Source organism: Lentilactobacillus sp. Marseille-Q4993 (genome assembly GCF_951230165.1).
GTDB lineage: Bacteria > Bacillota > Bacilli > Lactobacillales > Lactobacillaceae > Lentilactobacillus.
In genome coordinates this window covers 15,236-39,697 of sequence record NZ_CATNVB010000024.1, presented here as the reverse complement: position 1 = coordinate 39,697, position 24,462 = coordinate 15,236, and the positions used below count along the sequence as shown (strand labels likewise).

Below are 24,462 nucleotides of genomic sequence, written 5' to 3'. Positions count from 1 at the left end.
GGACATCTGTTTTCCTCTTTTCTAAATGGTTTGTGGTGAATTCATTATAGCAAAAGGGACAGGTGTCCTTTTGCGTCCAAAAAAATAGTGCGATAGATTTCTCTATCACACTAAAAAGTGTACAGCCTGATAAATAGGCAACAGATTTCTTCGTTTCTTGCCGAGCAGGGGCTTTGGTACGAAGTAACGGATCACAAAGACAGCACGCAGGAAGTTTTCCAAGTGGAATTTCCGTATCCAAAAAAAGATGCAAAAAATATCTTCGTTAAAGCTGATAAGAAGAAAAACTATTATCTGATTTCAATCGATGGTTCTCGAAGAAAAGATTTAAATAAATTTAGTTATGAATATAATACGAGACGACTGGCGTTTGCGTCTGAATCTGCCTTAAAAGAGAAACTAGGCTTAACTCCTGGTTCACCAACCCCATTAGGATTACTGAATAATGAATTGCGTGATGTGGTATTTTACCTGGATAAGCAGTTCACTTAGAAGCAACGGATTTGGGTCCATTCTAACGAGAGTACTGCAGTTAAGACAAAGGGTTGATAAGCATTATTGAGCAACACGATAATAAAATGATTGTAACCGATCTACTTTAAAACGCAAAAAAACACCCGTAGCTAGCATTAAGCTAGTTCCGGGTGTCTTGTTATTCAATATATATTTAAACGTTTAAAATCTTATCTAAGAAGCTCTTAAGCCGCTCATTTTTAGGATGACTGAACACTTCGTCCGGAGTTCCTTCTTCAAGAATCTGGCCGTCGTCGACAAAAACAACCCGATCAGCAACTTCTTTAGCAAATCCCATTTCGTGGGTGACAACAACCATCGTCATACCTTGGGTTGCAAGTCTTTTCATGACTTCGAGGACATCGCCAACCATTTCAGGATCAAGAGCAGAGGTTGGTTCGTCAAATAGCATGACATCTGGATTCATTGCAAGAGCTCGTGCAATGGCAACCCGTTGCTGTTGTCCACCGGAGAGTGATTGAACTTTAGCCCCAAACTTTTCTTCCAAACCAACCATATCTAATAGTTTCTTTGCTTGTTGGTCAGCCTCACTCTGGGTTTCTTTGCTGAGTTCGACAGGAGCAAGAGTTATGTTTTGGCCAACGGTTAGGTTATTGAACAAATTAAAATGTTGGAACACCATCCCGATGTTTTCGCGAACGGTATTGATATCCGTATCTTTTTTTGCAATATCAATTCCATCAATGATGATTGATCCTGAAGTTGGTTCCTCTAGTTTGTTAAGAGTTCTTAGAAACGTACTCTTACCCGAACCTGAAGGGCCAATTACAACGACCACTTCATTGTTAGCAACTTCTAGATTGATACCCTTTAAAACAAGGTTATCGCCATATTGTTTCTTTAAATCAGAAACCTTTATTTTTGCTTGATTTTCACTCATACTTTAGTTCTCCTTTGTACCCAGTTTGAAAGCCATGTCAACAACGTGATGATGACTAAGTACATTACGGCAACGATTGTCCAAACTTTGAATCCTTCAAGATTTCTGGCAATAATAATCTTACCTGTTTGTGTAAGTTCCAGAATCCCGATGATTGAAAGAATCGATGTATCCTTTAGGGTAATAATAAACTGGTTGATGAATGACGGAATCATAATTTTGATTCCTTGTGGAAGGATAACTTTTCTCATTGATTTTCCAAACGGAAGACCTAAACTGCGAGCAGCTTCCATTTGGCCTTTATCGACGGCTTCGATTCCACCCTTAACAAACGCGGCAATGTACGCTCCTTCGTTAAACGTAAGCGTGATGATACCTGCAACGAAAGCTGGAATCTTGGTACCAGTTAAACTTGGAATTCCTGTGTAGATGAATAGAGCAAGCACAAGCAATGGCATTCCTCTGAATACATAAACTAAGACGCTTGAAACGCCATTCCCAAACCTATTCGGAATAACACCTAGTAGTCCGACAATGATTCCAAAAATCGTAGCGAAGAAGATTGCAACAATGGTTAACCACATTGTCTGACTCAAACCACTTAAAAGAGCATCTTTATTTTCTTTAATCAATCCAATAAATGACCGATCATCAGAAGTTGATCCCTTTGTGACGATTTTTTGATCCTTTTTACTTCCAAGATAGTTTTCAACAATACTGTCATAACTACCGCTAGCCTTCAAATCTTTCAATCCGGTGTTAAATGCATTAAGTAAGGCTTGATTCTGACCTTCTTTAACGGCGAAACCATAATCACCAGCTAGGGCAGGTTTTGTGACGATTTGTAGCTTGGTTCCTTGTTTGATTGCGTATTGCATAACCGGTTGATCTTCAAAACAAGCAGCTGAATTACCGGTAATTACGTCTTGGTACATATTGTTAGAATCATCAAACGTTACGGTTTTGAAGCCGTACTTTTTCTTGATACTGTTGGCATAATCCGCTCCTGAAGTACCAGTTTTGATAGCTACTCGTTTACCCTTTAGATCCTTTAAACTGTTAACTTTACCTTTTGGATTAACTGCCATTACCACTCCTGATTGGAAGTAAGGTGAGGAGAAGTCGAATTGTTTCTTCCGGTCATTTGTGATCGACATTCCGGCAATCACACCATCTATTTGACCTGATTCGAGTGATTGAACAGCAGCGTTAAACCCAAGCGCTTTGATCTTAACTTTAAAGCCTTGCTCTCTGGCAATTGCCTTCATTAAGTCCATATCGATCCCGACATATTTGTTTTGTTTATTTGCAAACTCAAATGGAGGGAAGGTAACGTCAGTACCAATCGTGAAAGTCTTACCCTTTACTTTAGGGTTGCCACCATCACCTAGATACTTACCTACGATTTGGTCATAGGTGCCGTTTTGTCTAATCTTTTTAAGGCCTGCGTTAAACTTTTTGACCAATTCTTTGTTCTTATTCTTTTGAACGGCAAAACCATAGTAACCCTGGTTAGCAGGCTTGGTAACGATTTTTAATTTTGAACCTTGTTTGATGGCGTACTGCATAACAGGTTGATCTTCAAAACAGGCAACTGAGTTTCCCGTTTCAACGTCCCGGTACATGTTATCAGAGTCATCAAAGGTTACTGTCTTAAACCCGTATTTCTTTTGGATACTCTCAGCATAACTAGCGGCAGCGGTACCGGTCTTTAAAGCAACTCGTTTGCCCTTAAGCTGCTTAAAACTATTGATGCTGCTGTTCTTCCCAACGGCCATTACCACACCCGTTTTATAGTAGGGGGTTCCAAAGTCGAATTTTTCAACCCGCTCTGGAGTCATTGTCATCCCGGCAATAACACCATCAATCTGACCAGCATCGAGGGACTGGACTGCAGCATTAAAGCCGACTGGCTTGATATTGACCTTAAATCCCTCTTCTTTGGCGATTGCTTTCATAACATCTATGTCAATTCCCACGTATTTATTTTGCTTATTTGCAAACTCAAATGGTGGGTATGTAACATCAGTACCTATTTGGTAAGTTTTCTCAGCTTTACTGGAGACGGGAGATAATGAAAAAATAAATAATAGCGCTCCAAGAAAAGCAATTAGAAAACTAGCATTGAAAAACTTCCGTTTCATAATTGTCCTCCTACTTGATGTAACAAAATGTAACACTGATAGAATACCAGATTTTTAAGAAAATGTACATGACATTAGACTCCGTGAAAGCGCGTTAATATCACGAAGAGGGGTAGTAAAACTTGCTAAATGGGGAAAGTTAATGAGAAATAAATAAGAGGGATAATTAAGTTGCTCAGCCCTTATAGCCGTGATGAGGATGAGGTTGGAGTAATTACTAGGTGATCCATAAGTAGACAAAAACACAGCAATAATTTCAAAAAAGAGAATTATCGCTGTGCTTTTACCCTGCAATTCTTACCGGCAGTCATGATTACCAGTAACCTAAATTCCTTGCTAATTTTGCTCTACTCAGATCTCCTTCCGTAATCGTTGCCATTTCAGTTCCGTCTAATCCAGTATCACTTCGTTGAATAGGGTGCTTCCATTGATATTTAGCAATGACATTTCCTGAGCTGGTTGGGGAATACATTAAATCAATTTGGTAACCAGTATGGTCAAGCCCTAAAACATGACCTAACTCATGGGTGATGACACCAAGCCAGTATTGGCGATTGGTGAATTGAGAAGCAAGCTTGGGGTTTAAGTACGTAGTAGGATACTTTGAATCGTCAAATCTACTTTGATCGATATAAACGGTGTGCCCATTGTACATGCCGTCCCATTGCTCAGAGGCTGCATTTGCAAACCGGATACTAAGGGTGTTGTGCGTCTTAGTTCCGAACGTAAATACGTTACTTGCTAGTGCCGAATTCCATTTTTCAAAGGCTTCCTTAGCGATTGGTTTCAAGCTATCTGAAGGGACGTACACAGAGGCGGTATTGCCGACGAAAGTGCCTTTAGGTGATAATCGGTAAACGTTAAAAGCCTTATTTAAGGTTGGCCTGTATACTTGATAATCGTTTTTAGTCAAACTTGTTAGCAAATCACTCGGATCTAAATCGGGTGAAGCTTTGATCTCACTATTGAGTTTTGTCCGGGAGATTGACGGAGTAACTTTCTTCTTCGAAGTGGTGGTTATTTTAAGTTTACTGGTTGGTAGGTAACCCGTTAAAGATTTGTTCTTGTTAAAAATGTAGTAAACGGTAACTGTTTTTTGCTTATTGTTCTTAACCGTAAACTTTTTATTCGTATAGAGCCTTGTATCCAGCCGATTACTTTTAAACGTTAGTTTTTTTGTTAGGGTTGTTGACCGGTAAAGATACGTAGTGGTCGGCTTCACTTGCCTAGTCGGAATCGTGGTGTGATTTACGATGCGAGTAGCAGCCTTTGTTGAATTAAAAAGTGGGGGAACTCCAACCGAAAATACACTAACGCTTAGAGTTAGTAATATAGTAGTTTTTAATAACTTGTTGAATTTCATTGTAATTCCCCCTTATCTAATTTAAATATAACATAACTCTGTTGATTTCATGGAATAGCACATCTTCATTTTTGCAAAAAAACACCATCAGATTGTTTATTAGTCTGATGGTGTTTTTAAGGAAAGGGTAATCCAGTAAGTTATCATATATGTCCGTTATTATGTGTTAGTGCTTCTCCCCTGAAAAGAAGCAAACGCCTATGATTTTGTTCTATGTGAAAGTGAGTAGGTTTTGTTATGGCTAAATTAATTGGTTTATTTTACGTGTAAGAAAACAGAGCCGAGCCCCTTATCAAATGTGGCCTTCCATCTACCAGTGGTTAATGATTCTGGCAGTAAGAATGTTCCGCTTGAAACCCGCTGCCCCTTTTGAAGTGGGGTCCCTTGCTCTTCGAGTTTTTCAACTAGCCAGTGGAGTGATTTTAGTGGGTTTCCTAAAACTTCTGACGATTGACCATCCTTTAACTTTTTACCATCGTGGAATAGCTCACAGTTAACATGAGCAACATCATCAACTGTATCAAATAAGTCGTCAGTTCTAACTTCTTCACCGTAAGTCACAAAGCCCCCAACCGCTGAATCCGACATAACCATGTATTTAGATAAACTAGGGAACCAATCGCTGAAACGTGAGTCGGGTACTTCAACTGCTGGTGCAACTAATGTTTTGTGCATCAAATCTTCCAGTGAATCTGATGAAGATACGTCCTCAGTTACTGTGAATAACATTTCCACCTCAGCTAGCGGCTCCATTAGTTCGGCCTGATGGAGTTCAACCGGTGATTGCATAAAGTGAGATGTAACTTGAGCTCCGTAAAGTGGGGAGTCAGAATCAAACATATCTTGAGTCTGTTTGCTAGTAAGGGAAACTTTGTAGCCTCCAACAGCTTCGCCCTTCATTTCAGTCACCATTGACTGCACTGCGTAAGCATCATCTTCATTGGTAACTACGCCATTGAAGTTATCCTCAACTAACGCTTGATGGGTTTCGTATGAGTTGTATAATTCCTTAGCAAATTTGCGTTGAGTTTCTGATAAAGCATTCTTTGTTACTGTTAATTGTGTATCCATAAGTGAGTCCTCCTGTGGGTCCCCACCTAATAATGGCGAGGACTTTTCCTAATTTTTTATTTGATCTACTAATCTGAACTGGATCTTCATTTGAAACCATAATCTGCGATTCCATTTTCCTCACCACCAAAAATAAATTTTCATTAAAAACCAAAAAACGCCCTAACCGTACTTATGTACCATATAGGACGTTTAATAAACGGGTTACCACCTATTTTCGTAGTTCCATCACTAGAACTACCTCAGACGTACGGCCGAAGCGATACGCTGCCACAATAATGGGTGGACACCAATTCGACTACTAAAAATTCATCGAATAACTCGGAGATGATAACGGGTTAAAAATGTGGGTTCCTCTCACCAAACGGAATCTCTCTGAGCACAAATGATAACTCGTGGTTCTCTTCATAGTATTTAATCGGAATTTAATGATTGGCAATAAGATACAACCATTTCCTAACGGTGTCAACAATAAAAATGAAAAAAGTTTAATTTTCCTCGGGAATGTTCTCACTAATTACTCGAGCAGGGTTGCCAGCAATAATGACATTATCACCAAACGACTTAGTGACTGTAGAGTTAGCCCCAACGATAACATTATTACCAAGAGTGACTCCTGGTAGAATTACGGAACCGCCACCAACCCAGATATGATCTCCCAATGTGACGGGTTTGCCTAAGCCAATAAAATCTGCTCGACCTTTGGGATCCTTAGGATGATAGGCAGCATAGATTTGGACGTGCGGCGCAAGCATACAATGGTCACCAATTGTTACGGGGGCAATGTCTAAGATTACGTTGTCGTAGTTACACATGAAGTAATCACCAACGTGAATGTTATACCCAAAATCACAACGGAAGTTAGGCTGTACCCAAGGACTTTTACCAACTGACCCAAATAGTTTTCGAATCAACTCGTCCTTTTCTTCTGAAGCAGTGTCATCTAATTCGTTCATCATTTTGCATAAACGACGAGCAGTGGTTTCCTCAGCTGCTAATTCTGGATCCATAATATTATAAGGGTCACCAGCTAAGAATTTTTCTTTTTCTGTTCTATTGTCAGTCATAATTAATCACCTTTATTTATAAGATGAATTAATTGTATCATTAATTTGTCAGTATGAATGCGGTTCCGCTCCGGATGCTATTACTTTTTAGTTTTAAAGTTGGGTAAATCAAAAATTGAAGATTTAGTTAAGGTTAAACAAAAAAGGACAAAAAAATGGAACGGTTGTTCGGAAACTATTAAACTTAGGTGTAGTTACAAATTAAAGGTGGGGAAAATATGTCGCGTAAAGAAGAGGTAAGAAAGAGGCGGAGAAGGTCCCGAATCATTTCTGGCATCACTGCGGGGGTCGCAGTTGTAGCCATTGGAATTTTAGGATCGACGCTTTATTATAATAGTCATTTTAAGATGACTTCGATTGACGGGGTCAATGTTTCTGGAATGACAGTTGCTCAAGCGACTGAAAAATTGAATGATGATGCCGTTAAAGCAAAGCCAAACTACATAGTACTGAAAAGTTCACAAGTTAAAGTGGATAAGGATAATGTTGAACAACTATTCTCAACCAGGAACTCGATGAGCATGATGACTAAACAACAGTTTGATGCTGGCAACGTCATTTCTAAGAAACAACAAAAGTATCGGTTAACGAAGATACTACCAAAGTTTAAAAATAAAATTGACAAAATCAATGCTTCCCGAGAACAAACTGTCAATTCAACGGTAAACTTAGTTAATGGTAAAGCTGTTGTTAAGGATGGTAAGCAGGGAACTGAGCTTGATAAGCAGTGGATGGTCAAGCAATTTAAGAAACAGGCAAAGAGCGAATTGGTCATCTCGGTTCCAAAGAAGCAAAAGGAATACGATAAGCCAAATAGCAAGGCAGTTAAGCATCAGCACGTTAAGCTAAACAACTTACTGGATAACACAGTGAAAGTTAAGACACCAACAACGACCTGGACGTTTAAGGCTAGAAACTACGTGACGGATGCCAAGCAACTCCAAAACGGTACTTACCAGTTTGGAAGTACTAAGGTGGCAGCTCGTGTAAAAGCATTAGCAAAGAAAGCTGATACCAAGGGTAAACCAGTTACAATCAGAACCCACAACAAGCGGAAGGTCAAGGTACCCGGTGGAACTTATGGTTGGGAAATCAATCAGGGACTGTTCACTAGGAATATCGTGGCTAACCTGCAAAGTGGTAGATCTAAGACGATGAACCTTAAGCATTATGTTCAAGGAACTGGGTACGGCAAAAAGGGAGTTGGTAAAACTTACGTAGCTGTTGACCTTAAAAACCTTCGTGAATATGTTTACGTTAATGGTAAACTGAAAGTTAAGGTCCCAGTTATGTCAGGAACCCTTAGTGGGGGTAACAGTACTCCAACCGGTGCATATTACATTATGTATAAGGATCGGAATGCAACCCTTAGGGGAAAGAACGATGACGGTTCTAAGTATGCATCTCCAGTGAACTATTGGGAACCAATCACGATGTCAGGGGTCGGATTGCACGACTCTCCATGGCAACCTTCGTATGTTTACGGTAACCCAAGTTATCGCGCTCATTATCATTCACATGGATGTATCAATAACCCGCCTTCGTTAATGAAGAAAGTATGGGCAAATACTAAAGCCTATGAACCAGTTGTAATTTATTATTAAATTTACAAAAGACACCAACTGTGTAAAAGCAGGAGGTGTCTTTTTTGACTAATTATTCTTCTGTGTTTCTTCGATTCATCAGTTCGATATCGTATTTTCTTGCTCTTGGAATTAACCAATTAGCGGCTCCACAAACTAGGGTACCAATTCCAGCCAGTACAAACAGTTTTTCAACTCCAATCATATCCGCAAGCGGGCCAGCAAAAATCAAGCCAAGCGGGCCAGTAATATACAAAATGGAGTTAAAAATCCCTAATACCCGGCCTAGTTGCTCTGGCGGAAATGATTGTTGCATCATTGCCATCATTAGGGTATTGAAAAAAGGGGTGGCTAGTCCTCCAAGAATATTCAACCCAATAAAATAGATAAAGCCAGCTTTATTGCCAGGAATTAACCCACTGAATAGAAAACTAATTCCCATTACGAGGTATGACCAGAGAACTGGGATCATCCGGTCTCGCCACTTTCCAAATACCCCAATAATTGCTCCACCGACTAGCATTCCGACGGAGTAAACGACTTCAATTAGACCGGCTTGGGCTACCGTACCGTGAAAATATTGCATTGTCATCAATGGGTACATGCTGACAGCGGGCATTAGGATCATGGTAAACACGGCCCCGATAATTGTTAGTATCCAAAGTCCACGGTTGCCAACAAGGAGTTTTAAACCTAATTTTGTATCGCCAAGAATATTTAGCTTTTCAGTTGGTTTCTTATTATTTGGAATTGAAACCCCAAACAAAATCAGCATTCCTAAAATTGCCCCGACAACATCCAGTAAAATAAGGATATTGATGTGGACCAGAGAAAAAAGGAACGCACCAAGAGCAGGGGCGATTATCATGTTGGCTGACTGGACAATCCCTAGTTGACCGTTGATTTTAGTGAGTTCTTTTTCTGGCACCATCGTGGGAATAATTGACTGAATCGTTGGTAGTTGAAACGTTTGGGCCACTGACCGCACAAATAGAGAAATGAATACTAGCCACAGTGGGAAATGAGTCGACAAAGTTCCAGAAATTGATAGAATAATGGCAAATAATGCCGCAACGATATCAGGTACAATCAAAAGCGCTTTTTTATTCCAACGGTCCACGAGTGGACCGACAAATGGACTAAGGACAGCCATTGGTAACATTCCTAATAATGTTGCAATGCTGAGAACCGTTGCAGATCCAGTCTCTTTTGTTAGGTACCAGATAATGGCGTACTGGACAACCATACTAGTAATTCCAGTTATGAATTGGCTAGACAAGAAAAGGTAGATATTTGGCCGCCAATTTTTGGTGGGGGTTATTGTTTTCATACTATTCTCCTTATCATTGTTTAATTATGACATGAAAATAATAATCAACCAACTAAAACGGTTTCAGAATAAGTAAGTAAAATAAAAACACAGCGTATTGTTAAGTAAACAACGTTGTGTTCTTGCTTGTGAGTCTAGTGATATCCAGGTCTGATCATTTTAACTTTATGACGCGATTGATTTTGTCATAATCCAATCGTGCTGAACGTCGGTACCAATCTTAAATGGGTGATCGCCCGTATGCGCGAACCCAAAAGTGGTGTAAAAATCCTGAGCGGTTTGATTATGCTCCCAAACACCAAGCCAAATCTCATCTTTATGGGTGTTCTTCGCAATGGCAATAGCCTTACTCATCAAATCTGAACCGAGTCCCATTCGCTTGAATTTATCTAGAATATATAACCGTTGAATTTCAATCGCTTTATTACCGTGGGGTTCAGTCTGAGCGGCGCCAGTGTTGATTTTCATATAACCTGCAATCTTTTCATCATAATAAATGAGAAAGAATTGAGAGTGGGGATTGTACATTTCATCCATTATTTGGGATGTTGAAAATGCAGTTCGAACGTACTTATCAATGTTACGCTGACTGTTTTTAGGTAGAAACGTCTCAACAAACGTGGTAACCGCAACGTCGATCAAATCGTGAACGTCATCAATATTGCATTTTCTAACTTTGGTTTTCATTGCCTATCTCCTTATAAAACTGAAAAAACAATTATACGCAAAGTTAAATTAAAATGAAAGGCTTAATGGCCACTAGTCATCTTGATACCGATTAAACCAATTAGTAGAAACGCGACAAATACCCAAGTAAGTGGTGATAGGGAGTCTTTAAAAAAGATTGCTCCTACAAGAATTGCCCCTAAGGCTCCAATTCCAGTCCAAATGGGGTATGCCAGACTCAGTGGCATTTGCTTAGTAGCTTTTGCTAAGAAATAAAAACTTAGAAACATTCCAACAACGGTAGCGATTGAATAGTCCAATTTTGAAAAACCATGACTAAGTTTCATCATCGTTGCCCAAAAAACTTCGAATAGACCAGCAATAATTAAATGAATCCATACCATAATAATTTCCTCCATAAAAAAATGGCCGCCCACAATTCTCTTCTAAGACCTAATGAGAATTGCTGCGAACCAAGTTCAGTCGCCCGGTGGCGAATAGCTTTAAATTACAATTAAGCATAACTGAAAAAAAGGATGTAGTCAATTTTTGCGCATTACTACATGTTAAGGGAGTGTTACTACAGTTTTACGTTTCCTTAAAAAGGTTGAAGTAGAGACCCTTTGTTGTTAATATCCTAGTATGAAATACAATATTAAAAAGTTATCTCTTGCGGCTTTAACGGTCGTGGTTTCCAGTCAGGCATTTGGGTGGACCGCTCAAGCAAAGGTAACTAAAATTCATAACTACAACCAGATTTCTGCGATTCAACGAAAAAAAGTTCAATTAAACGGGGCTTGGCATTACGATGCCAAAAAGTCACCTAGTGTATATGTTAGGGTTTATCGGAATATGACGATAAAGAACAACTCTAACAAAACAATCAAGTTTGAGTTCAAGAATATTAAGTATTACCGAAAGGACTTTCCCAAAAATAAATCAAGCGTGGTCTTCCCGCATAAAGCCGTGATAGTAAAGCCAGGCGAGAAGAAGAAAATATACCACGCCTTTGATGTTTTTGGTCAGCAGTCAATTTATGATCCAACGATGACTCAATATTATTACTACGTTAATCCGAATGTTAAAGTAATTAAGAACAGTCAATTTAAACACTAATAAAAGGCCTGAAAATCATATGATATTCAGGCCATTTACATTTAATAACTTTTTGCCGCTATCAACCCAATTCGAGGGTCATCTTTTTTGAGGACGATAATGTTAGCTTTTATTCTTAAAGCGTTTGTCATTAGTTGATTTATATCATCGTAAAGGTCCTTATCACCTTCAACAACGATTCGCTCAACGTTGACGATAAGTTGGTTTAGAGTACCACTAGTAATTAAATCATTAATGCTTGATAAATCGGTTACGAGTGGTTTGCCATTATCTTTGATCAATTGGTTTTCAACGTTTTGACTCTCTGCTTCCGAAATAGTCGTTTCTGCCTCACTAACGATTTTTGAATCAGTCAGGTTAGTTGGTGATTTTGAGATTTCAATATCAGAAATTTTTAGTTTATCGTTTAGTCGTTTGAACAGCGAAATGTTTTGCTTTAAACCCATTAAAATAATGGCTTCTTTGGTTCCAGCGTTAGTGACTAAATAGTTGATGATTTCACGATAGTAACGTTCCTGATCAATTTGTTTTTCCTTACTTGTTTCATTATGACCATGATAGTTGGCAGCTTCACCGTTCGAGCTGTAGTTTGTTTCACCACCGCGTTTTTCTGAGCCCAGAGTTTCTATCATGTCAGTAGGGGCGTCTTTTGGAAGTTCAATCTTCTTCACGCTCTTGTCCTTGACTGTGAATAGGCTGAAACTTTCACCATCTAGGGCAACAAGGTAGTAGGTCTGATTTGGTTGCTCGCCAAGGATGGAAATGAGGTCGGGTGCATAACCAATCGTTGCTTTAGTTTCAGATACACTTGTCCGTGGGAGACAATATAGTTTGTCATCACCAATTTGGATGAATATCGAGATTCCTGAATAAGGGAGATTTTGATCGAGCAAACTATTGATATCGCGTTCAATTTGATCTGCGTCATTAAAATTATGAGCTTTGCAATAACGATTGATATCAAGTAACGAATTCTTCAAGGCGATTTTTTCGCTCTTATCTTGTTGTCTCAGTTTATCTAAGTTAACGCTCAAAGTAATGATATCGTTTTCATTTTTTAAGACCGAAGGAACTTGATTTAATTCTACTAGTGTTGCCATATACTTCACTCCTTTATTTTCTATACCTCGATTGTATCAGAAAGAACGGCTAATGATAAAAAATTGGTTTAGCATTTGAGTTGAGATATTTTCACAATCTTATCCTGAAAAGTCTCCGTTTATTATAGTTAACAGGATTGTAATGATTATTCTTCGTGAAAACGGGCCTTAAGTTTCTTTTCACTTGCTTCGAATAGCACATTGGGGTCGATGTGATACTTTGAACAAATAATCAGAGTCTGGTCAATCACATCCGCAAGTTCTTCAATCAAGTTGGCTTGTTTTTCCTTAGTTGTTTGTTCGCGTTCGCCAGGGTGGTCGCGTCCAAATTCAATTGCCCGAATGGCTCTTGATAACTCACCAACCTCCTCCGTTAGGTAGTTGAGCCTGATTGGTGGGGCGTAATGATACCAATTTCTCTTTTCGTAAAATTTGATTAGCCAGTTCATGTGTTCGTTGATATCCATTAGTTTTCCTCCGTGATATTATTAACTATAGCTTTAATTATAGAGGAGAAATGCATAATGATTAAAAAATTGCAGTCTATTGCGGGGCGTCAACTGGGAATCGTCAAGAGTATAAAGATGCCACGATTGAATTAGCTCAGTGGTTGGTAGCCAATGACTATGAATTAGTCTATGGTGGCGGTGGGGTTGGCTTGATGGGATTACTTGGTCGGTCAGTCATCAACGCTGGTGGGGTAGTTCACGGAATTATGCCTAAGGAGCTGTTCGACCGTGGGGCAGCTCTTGAATGGATTACAGATCTGAAAATTGTTGAAAATATGGACGTTAGAAAGAAAATGATGATGACTGAGTCTGATGGGTGTATCGCTCTGCCCGGAGGACCCGGGACCCTTGAAGAGATAAGCCAGGCTTTTTCATGGGCTAGAATTGGTGACAATTCAACCCCAAGTGCTTTATTGAATGTAGACGGATACTATGATCCCCTCCAGACAATGTTTGATCAAATGACCGAAAAGGAATTTTTGACCAGGGATGACCGAAACAAGCTCCTCTTTTCTGATTCTCTGGAGGAAATCAAACAGTTTATGGAGAACTATCAGGCTCCGGATATTCGGACGTATTAGTTAGATTGGCATCTTAGAATGAATGGCGTACAATATATTCTTGTGATTAATTTGTGGAAGGGATGTCAAAATGGAATCTGGAAAAAAGGGTAAAAACCGTGGATTGGTGATGTTGGCGGTGTTTATCGCGACGTTCATGACCTCAGTTGAGGTAACAATCGTTACTACGGCATTACCTTCAATTATAAGTGAACTCCATGGTTTGGCCTTTCAGAGCTGGATAATGAGTGCTTACTTATTAACGACTGCAATAACGACTCCAATCTATGGAAAGTTAGCTGATACTTTGGGACGTAAAAAAGTCTTTCAATTTGGAGTTATTGTGTTTTCACTTGGTTCACTGCTGAGTGGTTTATCCCCATCAATAATCTTTTTGATTATGTCTAGGGCATTACAGGGAATCGGAGCAGGGGCAGTTATGCCGTTGACGTTTACGATCATTGCTGACTACTACAGCTTTGAAGAACGGGCTCGAATCATGGCATTCAATAACACGGCTTGGGGGCTTTCTGCACTGATTGGACCATTATTGGGTGGCTTCTTGGTGGATAACCTTTCCTGGCACTGGGTGTTCTTTGTGAACGTACCACTGGGATTGATTGTGTTTGTTGTTATTTTGATTGGTTATCAGGAACAAAATACCGACAGGAAAATGATGAAGATCGACTGGCTTGGGATTACCTGGTTATCGATTGGCTTAATTGGCGTTTTGCTTGCAGTTCAGAACATTACGGCAAACGTTGTTGTAACCGTTAGTTTGCTGGTAATGGCGGCAATTAGTTTTTGGTTGTTCATCAGACAAGAGGGTAGATTTTCTGACCCGTTGATTCCGATGACAATTTTCAAAAACCAGACGTTTAACGTCCAGATTATCACGGTGACAATTTTGAGTGGGGTTCTAATCGGGTTTCAAGTATACTTACCGATTTGGTTACAGTCGATTTATCGAATTCCGGCAACCGGAGCGGGAATGGTGGTTACTTCGAGTTCGATTATGTGGCTAATTTCATCTTTTTTTGTTGGAACTTTGATTGCCAAACTCGTACCGAAGATGATTGCTTTGTCCGTAATGGGAGTTCAGCTAGTGTTTTACTTACTCCTTGTGTTTGCTGGAATTCACTTTCCAGTCTGGATATTCTATATTATTTCGGCAGTCAACGGAGCCGGGCTTGGAATTATTATTAGTATGAACACAGTTCTTAGTCAGCATTTGGTTAGTGACGATTTGGTTGGAACGGCATCAGCTATTTTAACGCTTGGAAGAGCATTAGGTCAGACTGTGATGACCGGCGTCTACGGTGCGGTGCTTAACATCGTAATTCAATTGCAATTACACGGGATTCCGTTCTCAGAAATCAATAACGTGATCAGTTCAAATAGTACGGCTCACGTTGCTGATAGAGCAGCTGTTAATGGAATCGTCCTTAATTCACTTCATGCTGTTTTCACGATTTCGGTAATCTTGCTGATAACGGTTATGATTGTTAATTTTAGGGATCCTAATAAAGAAGTTATTAAGTGATTTTAATACTTAAACAAACTGTTTATAAATAAATTGAGACGCCTTTTCCAAATTATCTGGAAGGGGCGTCTCAGTTTTTTTGTTGAATCAAAAATATGTTACAACACTGACCTTATCTTTTGATTTGATAAATGTTCACTAAAGTGAGGATTAGTAGTGGTCTGTATTTCAACAGACGAATGCTAAATTATTTGACAAGTATAAAGATCAATGGTTTAATGGTTTAAAATATTAAACCAAAGGAAAAATTACTATGCAAGATTTAAGCGGAATTCAAAAGCAATTAACAGGACTGAGCGACTTTTTAGTCGCTTTAGGGGATGAAAAACGGCAAGCGATTTTGATCGAATTGATGGCGGCAGAAAATGGAGTTGAAGGATTAAGAGTTGTTGATTTAACTGATGCTACTAAGTTATCACGACCAGCAATTTCACATCATATCAAAATCCTGATGCAAGCAAAACTAATTCAGCGCCGAAGTGATGGAACCAAGAATTATTACTATCTATCTCATGATTTGACTAAAATCAATCAGTTACAAGACCTAATTAGTAATGTTAAGACGATTATTAAAGAGCGTGGCCGAGAATGAAAAAAGTATTAATTGTAGAAACCAATGTTACTAGATACGCTGGGACCTATGATGCAACTGGTCTTTGGCTTGGAGAGTCGACTGAATTTGCTGAGGAACTTCAAAAAGTCGGTATCGCTGTTGATTATGTTAGCCCTAAAGGTGGTTTTGTTCCTTTAGATCCTCGCAGTATGAAGTATGTTGATGAATCAATTATGGAGTTTTATGAAACCAATGACTTTAAAACGCGGGGGCTTACTGAGACCCTTAGCCCAAGTGAGGTTGATCCAGACAATTACTTTGCGATTTACTATGCTGGTGGCCATGGAACGATGTGGGATTTTCCAGATGATAAGCAACTGCAGTCAATTGCATTGGCTATCTATCAACAGAACGGCTACGTTACCTCTGTATGCCATGGAATTGCCGGTTTACTAAATATTAAAGATGAAAGTGACAACTATTTGATAGATGGCCGGACAATCACGGGATTTACAAAGGCCGAAGAAATTTTAGCTGGGAAAAAGTCAGTTGTTCCATTTTTTAATAAAGCAGAAGCTGAAAAACGTGGTGCTAATTTCAAACAGAAGCGGGCATATAAGGATTATGCAGTTCAAGATGGACATTTTATTACGGGGCAGAATCCTTTTTCAGCCCGGTCAGTTGCTAAATTATTGATCAAAGAAGTAAGATAATTTTTTTAAAGTAATTGTTCAAATGATTAAACGATTAAACGAAATGGTGAGAAAAAATGCAAACAATTTTAGGAAGCAACGGCCAAATTGGTCATGAATTAGCTGAAGAATTATATCGAAATTATACAAAAGAACTGCGGCTAGTAAGTCGAAATCCGAAACAAATTCACCCAAGTGATCAAACGGTTGCTGCTAATTTGCTAGACTATGATGAAACAGTAAATGCCATTACAGGCAGTGACATTGTATATTTCACGGTGGGATTACCAATGAATCCAGATATGTGGGAACAACAATTCCTTGGCATGTTAGATAATGTCGTTAATGCCAGTAAGCAAGCTCACAGCAAATTAGTATTTTTTGATAACACTTATATGTACGCCAAAGATGATACACCGCAAACTGAGAACAGCCCATTTCTTCATGAGGGTCGTAAGTCGACGGTACGGGCCAGGATGGTTGAACGATTGGAAGATGAAATGAAGAAAGGTGATTTGCCGATTGTCATTTGTCGAGCACCAGAATTCTATGGTCCGAATAACACCAAAAGTATTACCAATTCGATGGTGTTTAATCGTATCAAAGCAGGTAAACGACCATTCGTACCAATTAGTGACCAAGCAATTCGAACATTGATTTGGACGCCAGATGCTAGTCGGGCAATGGCATTAATTGGAAATACTGAATCTGCTTATGGACAGACTTGGCATTTACCAACCCCTAAGGGAATTACTTATCGAGAAATGATCAATATTTCTGAGCGGGTTTTAGGTAAACGGATTAAGTATTCCGTGATCAGGTTATGGATGTTTAAGTTAGGAAGTCGATTTAATCCAGCATTAAGAGAATCGATGGAATTGATGCCTCGATACCAAGTGGATAACATTTTTTTGTCGGATAAATTTAAGACACAATTCCCAGATTTTCAAATAACTTCATTTGAATCTGGAATTTCTCAAATTTTAACCAAATAAAAACATGAGTAGCTAACGATGATTCGCCAGTTACTCACGTTTTTTGTTAATTAATATAGAATTGCTTTGATTTGAAACGCCCGTAGAATCCGATGGCAGCCACAACTAGGAGCAGACCAGTCACAACTAAGATCCATTTGATTGCTACGAAATCTGCAAGGGGTCCGAAGAATAGCATAGCGATTGGGTAAATCCCCGTTGAGACGATTTGTAGAATCGAAAATACGCGTCCCATCCATTCAGTCGGAACGGTTTCTTGAATGAGGATATTGGTAGTCCCTTGAATAATCGGCATACAAATTCCAGAGCCGAACATAAAGACTAAATAAACCCAAAATGGTTTTACAACTCCCATTGCTGCAAAACAGAATCCTGATCCAATGAACCCTAAGGCAATCCACTTAATTTTGTTATTAATCTTCGAGTGAAGGGAAATGAAGATTCCACCTAAGGCAGCCCCAATCGTCCAAAGTAGTTCATTAAAGGTTAACAACCAGACATCAGTCCCAAACGTTCGTTTAACGAATAATGTGGATAGTTGTGATGATGGGGCAATCAAGATAAAACCAACCACGGTGAATAGCATTAACAGGAATAGACTTCGATTAGCAAAGGTGTATTTTAGCCCTTTAGTGATTTGGGTCAATGATCCTTTGGCTTCACTTTGCTGGATCTTTTTAACAACTGGTTCCTTGATTAGTAATAGGACACCAATTCCGCCAATCGAAGTAATTAAATCAATGACAAAAACGTAGATAATTCCGAGATTCCCTAAGATATAACCACTCACAAGTGGTGAAATTAGTAGGAGAATCGAGTTAGCAGTTTGATTGATCCCGTTTGCTTGAGTTAGATGCGACTTTGGCGTTAATTCTGGTAGGAGTGAGTTAGCAGCTGGGGTCGATATTCCGTTGCCTAACGAGCGAATCGCCGCAATGGCCAGTAATAACCACAGGTTACGGTCAATAAAATAATAAAAAATAGCAATGACAATTGTGAATACCGAAGTAAAAATACTGGCAATGACTAACAGATTTCGGCGTTTAAAACGGTCTGACCAAGTGCCTGCCCATAATGAAATTAAAATTTGGGGTAGGGAAGTTGCTAGTGTTGTAAGCATCATCCACGTACCAGAGGAAGATTTTAGTGCGATATACCATAGGATTGCAAAAAACACGGCTGATGAGCCGAAAAGAAAAAAGTTTTGGGCTACGATTAGGTAGCCTAGATTAACTTTCCAATGATTGTTGGTTGATGGTTGCTTCATAATAATCAATCCCCACTTAGTGTCTGATTAGTGTGCATTAACTGTATCGGTGGCAAATTTAACCATAAAAAAATGTTTATAACAACTGAGGAACTTAGTTGCTATAAACATATTAACCTACAATACTAATCCATCAAAGTTAGTTGAATGTGTGACATGAACTTATCAAAAAGTGAAAGATATTTTATTTGTTAGCCGTGCTCTTGCTGAGGCCAAGATTAATGGCGAACGCAGCGATAATCAATAGGCAGGCAAGAACTAAAAAGTCGACTCTAGCTCCTAATGCGGTGCTACCTGCAAGATTGCTGTTGGTTTGGAATAAAGCAATGATTAGGGATGCTACCGCAGTTCCTAGAGCTCCTGCAAACTGTTGAAGCGTATTAAAAACGGCATTCGCGTCAGCGGAAAGTTCTTTTGATGCTTGGGATAAACCACTTGTCATGATGTTACCCATGGCAAATCCTGTCCCAAGCATTAGGAGAATATATCCAAGCGTTGACTGCCAAGGTTTTGAGCTCAGAGCAGTCGTAATAAATAATACTAGGGCAATTGCCTGGAGAAGTAGGCCAAGATTAATAGGCTTTTTTGGGCCAAGTGAATCGTAAAGCTTTCCACTTAGCGGTGATAATACTGCTCCTAACGCAGCTCCAGGTAGCAACAAGAGCCCCGCGACACCTGATGAGATACCATTAACAATTTGAAGGTAATTTGGCAAAATGAAGGCCACTCCAACCAAAATCATTTGAAAAATGATAAAGCCAATCAACAATAGGCTAAATGATGGGATCTTGAAGATATCACCGTTGATCAAAGGTGAGTCTACCCTTTTTGTCCTGAAAACAAATGCAATTAAACCAAAGATTCCAATTAGTCCAAAAGCAAGTGAAGATATAACCGAATTTTCAATAGAGTTGAATGCTAAGATGGCACCTACAAAGAAAATACTAATGCTCAGCCAAGACAGAACATCTAAAGATATTCTCTCCGTCTTAGTTACTTGAGTGATTGAAATTGAGCCGATTATTACAGCAAACACCATAATGATCAATAGAAAAATAAAAATTAGGTGCCAATCTTTATCCACCAACAGGCCACCGTAAGTGGGCCCTAGGGCTGGGGCCACAGCTGTGACCAACGTTCCGATGCCCATTAAAAAACCAATTTTATTTAGGGGCGCTTGTTCTAATATGATATTGAACATCAATGGGAGCGCTACTCCAGTTCCACACCCTTGAATGAGTCGGCCAGCTAATAAAAGTGGGAAACTGTTTGCAAAACTACAAATTAACAGCCCAATAATAAATGTAATGCTGGAACTAATGAATAGCCGCTTGTTCGTGAATCTACGTTTTAAATAACCAGACAAAGGGATAACAATCGAAACTATCAATAGATAACCGGTAGTCAACCATTGAATTGTTCCAGTTCCAACGTTGAATTGGTTCATCAGGGTTGGAAAAGTAACGTTCATCGCTGTTTCAATTACAATCCCGCAAAAGGCCATTAAGCCAGTTGCTAAAATCGCTAAGTATAATTTGGGTGATAAATTTCGTTCCATAAGTTCCTCCTAGTTGATATAGTTCTATATAGAACTAATATTATAATCTATCACCATTAATCTAGTTTGACAAGGGTAAAGTGATAAAATGTTGATTTGATTGAGTTTTAAGAATAAAATAGTTAGCAATAAAACTAAGGAGACGGATATGAATCATTCAATTGGAATTGAAGTCAAACGACTGAACAATGATTTGAGTCGGTTTTCGGCCGAAGAGGCTAAACAATTTGGAATTACTCCTGTTCAGATGAGCATTATTGACTTTTTGTACCGAAATGAAGAAAAGCAGGAATTATTTCAGACGGATATTGAAAGGGAATTTAACATTCAGAAATCATCAACGACGGCAATTTTAAAATTAATGGAAAAAAAGGATTTGATAGTTCGGGTTATTTCGAGCCATGATAGTCGTTTCAAGCGGATTCTATTGACGCCAAAAGCTCGTATGCTAGGTGAAAAAATAAGAGCTGTTTTTGATCAAAATGAAAGTAATTTAAGAGAAGTGCTTGGGGATAATGTTGACGAGTTTTTAGGCATGATAAAGCAGTTACAAGATTATTTAAAAAAAGGAAAATAAAATATAGAAACTAAAAAAGCGCGAGAGTGACCCGGAAAGCATTTAAAGATGCCTTCGTGGTTCTTCTCTCACGCTTTTTGTTTATCTAAAGAATGTTAATCCTATTCTTGACTACTGTCCTCATCTTCAGGCTTTTTCATGTGTCTTGGTTCTGGTTCACTAGAATCTGGTTTTTCAGTTTCATTAGAATCAAACGAATCAGTTTGAAATTCTGCAGCCTGTTGTTTTTCATCCGTAATGGTGGTGTAGAATTTTGCAATTGAAAGCCATAAATAAGGGATAACCCAGAAAGAGGCAATACCTGCAGTGACTATTGCTACGATCATCCAGCCAATAAAGCTAAGTTGCATTACGAAGTAGAACCATTTTTTGCCGTCCATTAATCGGCGACTTCGTGTAATTGCTTCAAGGTAGCCAATGTCCTCGCCGTTTTTCACTGCGTCTCGATAGATATACAGTGCTTGCGAGTAGGAATATGATTTAATGATTCCGGGAATCAAAAATAATATAGACCATAAAGCTATGAATACAAATTGGAGAATACTAATGAAAATCCAACCAGTAAAGTATTTGCCATTATCAAATACAGCAAAAGTCCGTTGAATTGCATTTTTGGCTCCAATTTCTTCACGGGTTCTATCAATCATTGTGAATAATGCTCCCGTTTGAAATAGGCTTGCCAATATTCCAAATAACATTGCCCAACCGGTTAATTCTGTTAGGGCATGGACTGAATCAGTGGTTGTTTGAATATCGGTTTGACCAGTTGTTTCACTGACTATTCCGTAAACAAACCCCGATAAAACTGCACATAAACATAAAACTAAATAAAAGGAGAAATGACTATTAAGTTCTTTCTTTGCGGACTCCTTAATCAAAACTCGATCTTCTCTTCCCATATGATCACCTCCAAAATAAAGTGGAATGAGAGTTACCCCATTTCTTGACTCAATTATGGGCTATCAAGTTCTAGATTAAAAATAAAAGGTTCTGAAACGGGAATTTTTTTAATAATTCATTGAATTTCCAGTTTGGGTCTGTTAAGGTATTCAGTCAGAAGAAATTGATACTTTGGGGGAAAATATGAATCAGTTATCGTTAGTAATTATTTTATTAGCTGCATTATTTATTCCGTTGGTGATGGCCAGATTCAAGTTGACGATTCTACCAACAGCGGTTGTTGAAATTATTGTGGGAGTTATTCTTGGCCCGAGTCTATTAGATATAATTAGCAAAACTTCGTCACTGAATATGCTTCAAAACGTCGGGGTTATCGTGTTACTGTTCTTGAGTGGCCTGGAGATTGACTTTAGTTTGTTCACAAAGAAGTCAAAAGAACTAACCCCATTAGAGATAAAGAATAAGCAGAGTGAGCCTAAGCACTCTGTTTTGTGGGTTGCAGTTGCCAGTTACATTTCGATTGTGGGCATGTCATTTGTCTTGGCCTTCGGACTTAAGATTGTAGGCCTATTTTCGGATATTTGGTTAGCGGCGATTATCTTCATGACAATTTCGTTAGGAATCGTCATTGCAGGTTTAAAGGAAAAGGAACTGCTTAGCAAACCATTTGGGCAAACAATCCTGTTGATTGCGGCACTTGGTGAAGTGGTACCAATGATTGGGCTAACATTTTACACCTCTGTCTATAGTCCAGAAGCAAAATCACTGTGGTTGTTATTGTTGATTTTACTTGCCGCAGCGGTCTTATTCATTCGGTTCAAATTCTTTTTCCGGTTTTTTGACCGCGTTAATAAGTCAACCACTCAGCTAGATGTTCGGTTGTCATTCTTTATGATCGTTGCTTTGGTTACGATTGCAGAATCAGTTGGGGCGGAAGGGATTCTAGGAGCGTTCGTCGCTGGGATCGTTATCAAGTTGTTAAATCCGCACGAGGAAACTAAGGTGCGCCTTGATTCAATCGGTTACGGCTTCTTTATCCCAATTTTCTTCATCATGAGTGGAGTTAATTTGAATATTAGAGAATTGATTGCAGACCCTTCAACGTTAGTGCTGATTCCAGTTTTGTTAGTGGCCTATCTGCTAGCTAAAGCTTTGGTATACCCAATTCTCAGAATCAGATTTAAAAACGCGAATGCAGTTGCAGGGACAGCCATGTCAGCAACCACCATTACAGTGGTTTTGGCAGTCCTCCAAGTTGCTAAGCACTTGCACCGAATCACTAGCCAACAGTCGGGCGCATTTTTACTGGCTGCAATTATTACCTGTGTTGTTGGCCCGTTTGTTTTTAACAAGCTATACTCAGCAGAGGCAGAAGATTTGAAGAAGACTCATATTCATATCGTGGGGACTAACCTTACGACCGTCCCAATTGCCCAGCAACTGGCAAAGGGGTGGTACGACGTTACGATGTATACCCAAAACGAGCATAACTTTCGGGCGTTTAATAGTGAAGCCCCAGTCAATTTTTTGGATAATTTGGAAACGGGCTATCTTGTTAAAGAAGGGGTCTTTGATGCCGATATTGTTGTTTTTGCACAGACGACTTCCAACAAGAATTACGAGTTAGCAAAGGTTGCAAAGAAGTACGGGGTCAGACGGGTTATTGTCCGGTTCGAAGATCGAAACATTCTCAACGAGAAGCAGGATGAATTAAGTGAATTAGGAATTGAAGTGTACAATACACCGGATGTGAATATTAGTATGTTGCGGGCATTGATTGAAACCCCATCGACAATGCAATTACTGACATCAACAGAGGCAAGTGTTTACGAGGTTGCACTCCATAACCGGCTGTACGCTGACATTCAAGTTAGAAACTTACCGTTCATTGATAAGATAACGATTACCCAGATATATCGTGAGAAGTGGTTCATCAGGCCGACGGGTGGCACACCATTGAAATTAAATGATAGAATAATATTTACAAGTACAAAACAAGAAGCTCCGCTGATTAGACAGGAGCTTGGAAAAATGAATTAGTGAGGTTAATTTATGGCTGATCAAATTGAAGATTTTATTAAGCAGCATGCGTTTGGTGCTCCGGAGATCAAGCCTGATGAGAAACGAGAATTTCTTGGTAACTTTCGGGAACGGGTTGCATTAGCACTCACAATTGCGGAGTTGAATAATTCCAATTCCCCAGCAATGGTTGAGAAAGTGGTTCAGGAATATCCCGAATATCGGATGTATCTAAATGGCCGGATGGCTGATTCAATGATTGATCAGTACATGAAAATTGCCATTAAGAATAATTATCAGTTCACTGTTCTAGTTCAAAACGGGGTTCGAGTTGACCAGAAAGTGTCGATGACAAATTTTGGTCTGGTGATTGCTTCACCCAATGAAAAAATTAAAAAAAGAGTGTTGTTGTAAGTAAAAAAGAGTCCTAAATTG

24 protein-coding genes and 1 other annotated feature are annotated in these 24,462 nt (G+C 39.1%); of the genes, 11 read left to right on the top strand and 13 right to left on the bottom strand.

Annotated features, from left to right (window positions below):
* Positions 1 to 222: 222 nt before the first annotated feature.
* The gene (locus QOW94_RS08150) at positions 223 to 492 is read left to right on the top strand and encodes a YbaK/EbsC family protein (protein ID WP_283679877.1); all 270 of its coding nucleotides are present in this window, start codon (positions 223 to 225) and stop codon (positions 490 to 492) included.
* A gap of 175 nt (positions 493 to 667) precedes the next feature.
* Here the strand turns inward: QOW94_RS08150 and QOW94_RS08145 are convergent, their stop codons facing one another.
* From QOW94_RS08145 to QOW94_RS08125, 5 genes are all read right to left on the bottom strand, one after another.
* Complete coding sequence (locus tag QOW94_RS08145; protein ID WP_283679876.1) at positions 668 to 1,414, bottom strand: amino acid ABC transporter ATP-binding protein; 747 nt, start codon at positions 1,412 to 1,414, stop codon at positions 668 to 670.
* Positions 1,411 to 3,558, bottom strand: a complete 2,148-nt coding sequence (locus QOW94_RS08140) for an amino acid ABC transporter substrate-binding protein/permease (RefSeq protein WP_283679874.1) — start codon at positions 3,556 to 3,558, stop codon at positions 1,411 to 1,413. Before QOW94_RS08140 ends, QOW94_RS08145 begins: the two co-directional genes overlap by 4 nt.
* 313 nt (positions 3,559 to 3,871) lie before the next feature.
* Positions 3,872 to 4,921: a matrixin family metalloprotease gene (locus QOW94_RS08135; RefSeq protein WP_283679873.1), complete on the bottom strand. Its 1,050-nt coding sequence runs from the start codon at positions 4,919 to 4,921 to the stop codon at positions 3,872 to 3,874.
* A 255-nt stretch (positions 4,922 to 5,176) separates the two neighbouring features.
* Positions 5,177 to 5,992 carry a 2-keto-4-pentenoate hydratase gene (locus tag QOW94_RS08130; RefSeq protein ID WP_283679872.1) on the bottom strand — a complete coding sequence of 272 codons (816 nt, stop codon included), beginning with the start codon at positions 5,990 to 5,992 and terminating at the stop codon, positions 5,177 to 5,179.
* Between the two features lie 181 nt (positions 5,993 to 6,173).
* Positions 6,174 to 6,410, bottom strand: a binding site (T-box leader).
* A gap of 70 nt (positions 6,411 to 6,480) precedes the next feature.
* Entirely contained in the window at positions 6,481 to 7,059 is a 579-nt protein-coding gene (locus tag QOW94_RS08125) for a sugar O-acetyltransferase (RefSeq protein WP_283679871.1), read from the bottom strand.
* A gap of 218 nt (positions 7,060 to 7,277) precedes the next feature.
* On the opposite strand from QOW94_RS08125, the gene QOW94_RS08120 reads away from it, so the two are divergent.
* Positions 7,278 to 8,663, top strand: a complete 1,386-nt coding sequence (locus tag QOW94_RS08120) for a L,D-transpeptidase family protein (RefSeq protein ID WP_283679870.1) — start codon at positions 7,278 to 7,280, stop codon at positions 8,661 to 8,663.
* A gap of 52 nt (positions 8,664 to 8,715) precedes the next feature.
* Here the strand turns inward: QOW94_RS08120 and QOW94_RS08115 are convergent, their stop codons facing one another.
* The 3 genes from QOW94_RS08115 to QOW94_RS08105 form a co-directional block, all read right to left on the bottom strand.
* The gene (locus QOW94_RS08115; protein WP_283679869.1) at positions 8,716 to 9,972 is read right to left on the bottom strand and encodes an MFS transporter; all 1,257 of its coding nucleotides are present in this window, start codon (positions 9,970 to 9,972) and stop codon (positions 8,716 to 8,718) included.
* A gap of 165 nt (positions 9,973 to 10,137) precedes the next feature.
* Positions 10,138 to 10,659, bottom strand: a complete 522-nt coding sequence (locus tag QOW94_RS08110) for a GNAT family N-acetyltransferase (RefSeq protein ID WP_283679868.1) — start codon at positions 10,657 to 10,659, stop codon at positions 10,138 to 10,140.
* Positions 10,660 to 10,721: 62 nt separating this feature from the next.
* The gene (locus QOW94_RS08105) at positions 10,722 to 11,042 is read right to left on the bottom strand and encodes a DMT family transporter (protein ID WP_283679867.1); all 321 of its coding nucleotides are present in this window, start codon (positions 11,040 to 11,042) and stop codon (positions 10,722 to 10,724) included.
* Positions 11,043 to 11,280: 238 nt separating this feature from the next.
* On the opposite strand from QOW94_RS08105, the gene QOW94_RS08100 reads away from it, so the two are divergent.
* Entirely contained in the window at positions 11,281 to 11,754 is a 474-nt protein-coding gene (locus QOW94_RS08100; RefSeq protein WP_283679866.1) for a hypothetical protein, read from the top strand.
* Between the two features lie 41 nt (positions 11,755 to 11,795).
* Here the strand turns inward: QOW94_RS08100 and QOW94_RS08095 are convergent, their stop codons facing one another.
* Together QOW94_RS08095 and QOW94_RS08090 are read right to left on the bottom strand one after the other, a co-directional pair.
* Complete coding sequence (locus tag QOW94_RS08095; RefSeq protein ID WP_283679865.1) at positions 11,796 to 12,854, bottom strand: baeRF6 domain-containing protein; 1,059 nt, start codon at positions 12,852 to 12,854, stop codon at positions 11,796 to 11,798.
* A gap of 146 nt (positions 12,855 to 13,000) precedes the next feature.
* Positions 13,001 to 13,321 (bottom strand): MazG nucleotide pyrophosphohydrolase domain-containing protein, encoded by a 321-nt coding sequence (locus QOW94_RS08090; protein WP_283679864.1) that lies wholly within the window; start codon positions 13,319 to 13,321, stop codon positions 13,001 to 13,003.
* Positions 13,322 to 13,389: 68 nt separating this feature from the next.
* On the opposite strand from QOW94_RS08090, the gene QOW94_RS08085 reads away from it, so the two are divergent.
* The 5 genes from QOW94_RS08085 to QOW94_RS08065 all read left to right on the top strand — a co-directional run bounded on the left by QOW94_RS08085 (position 13,390) and on the right by QOW94_RS08065 (position 17,706).
* Complete coding sequence (locus QOW94_RS08085) at positions 13,390 to 13,944, top strand: LOG family protein (RefSeq protein WP_283679879.1); 555 nt, start codon at positions 13,390 to 13,392, stop codon at positions 13,942 to 13,944.
* A gap of 70 nt (positions 13,945 to 14,014) precedes the next feature.
* Positions 14,015 to 15,466: an MFS transporter gene (locus tag QOW94_RS08080; RefSeq protein WP_283679862.1), complete on the top strand. Its 1,452-nt coding sequence runs from the start codon at positions 14,015 to 14,017 to the stop codon at positions 15,464 to 15,466.
* A 253-nt stretch (positions 15,467 to 15,719) separates the two neighbouring features.
* The gene (locus tag QOW94_RS08075; protein ID WP_283679861.1) at positions 15,720 to 16,058 is read left to right on the top strand and encodes an ArsR/SmtB family transcription factor; all 339 of its coding nucleotides are present in this window, start codon (positions 15,720 to 15,722) and stop codon (positions 16,056 to 16,058) included.
* Positions 16,055 to 16,732, top strand: coding sequence for a type 1 glutamine amidotransferase domain-containing protein (locus QOW94_RS08070; protein WP_283679860.1), 678 nt, complete (start codon positions 16,055 to 16,057; stop codon positions 16,730 to 16,732). The genes QOW94_RS08075 and QOW94_RS08070 overlap by 4 nt, the downstream gene beginning before the upstream one ends.
* A gap of 56 nt (positions 16,733 to 16,788) precedes the next feature.
* On the top strand, positions 16,789 to 17,706 hold the full coding sequence (locus QOW94_RS08065) for an NAD-dependent epimerase/dehydratase family protein (protein WP_283679859.1): 918 nt from the start codon (positions 16,789 to 16,791) through the stop codon (positions 17,704 to 17,706).
* A 46-nt stretch (positions 17,707 to 17,752) separates the two neighbouring features.
* Here the strand turns inward: QOW94_RS08065 and QOW94_RS08060 are convergent, their stop codons facing one another.
* Entirely contained in the window at positions 17,753 to 18,973 is a 1,221-nt protein-coding gene (locus tag QOW94_RS08060) for an MFS transporter (RefSeq protein ID WP_283679858.1), read from the bottom strand.
* 184 nt (positions 18,974 to 19,157) lie between these two features.
* Positions 19,158 to 20,531, bottom strand: a complete 1,374-nt coding sequence (locus QOW94_RS08055; RefSeq protein WP_283679857.1) for a DHA2 family efflux MFS transporter permease subunit — start codon at positions 20,529 to 20,531, stop codon at positions 19,158 to 19,160.
* 148 nt (positions 20,532 to 20,679) lie between these two features.
* On the opposite strand from QOW94_RS08055, the gene QOW94_RS08050 reads away from it, so the two are divergent.
* Entirely contained in the window at positions 20,680 to 21,108 is a 429-nt protein-coding gene (locus QOW94_RS08050; protein WP_283679855.1) for a MarR family winged helix-turn-helix transcriptional regulator, read from the top strand.
* Positions 21,109 to 21,209: 101 nt separating this feature from the next.
* Here the strand turns inward: QOW94_RS08050 and QOW94_RS08045 are convergent, their stop codons facing one another.
* The gene (locus QOW94_RS08045) at positions 21,210 to 22,007 is read right to left on the bottom strand and encodes a DUF975 family protein (RefSeq protein ID WP_283679854.1); all 798 of its coding nucleotides are present in this window, start codon (positions 22,005 to 22,007) and stop codon (positions 21,210 to 21,212) included.
* A gap of 184 nt (positions 22,008 to 22,191) precedes the next feature.
* On the opposite strand from QOW94_RS08045, the gene QOW94_RS08040 reads away from it, so the two are divergent.
* Positions 22,192 to 24,048 (top strand): cation:proton antiporter family protein, encoded by a 1,857-nt coding sequence (locus QOW94_RS08040; RefSeq protein WP_283679853.1) that lies wholly within the window; start codon positions 22,192 to 22,194, stop codon positions 24,046 to 24,048.
* A gap of 12 nt (positions 24,049 to 24,060) precedes the next feature.
* Positions 24,061 to 24,441 carry a DUF1694 domain-containing protein gene (locus tag QOW94_RS08035; protein WP_283679852.1) on the top strand — a complete coding sequence of 127 codons (381 nt, stop codon included), beginning with the start codon at positions 24,061 to 24,063 and terminating at the stop codon, positions 24,439 to 24,441.
* Positions 24,442 to 24,462: the final 21 nt, after the last annotated feature.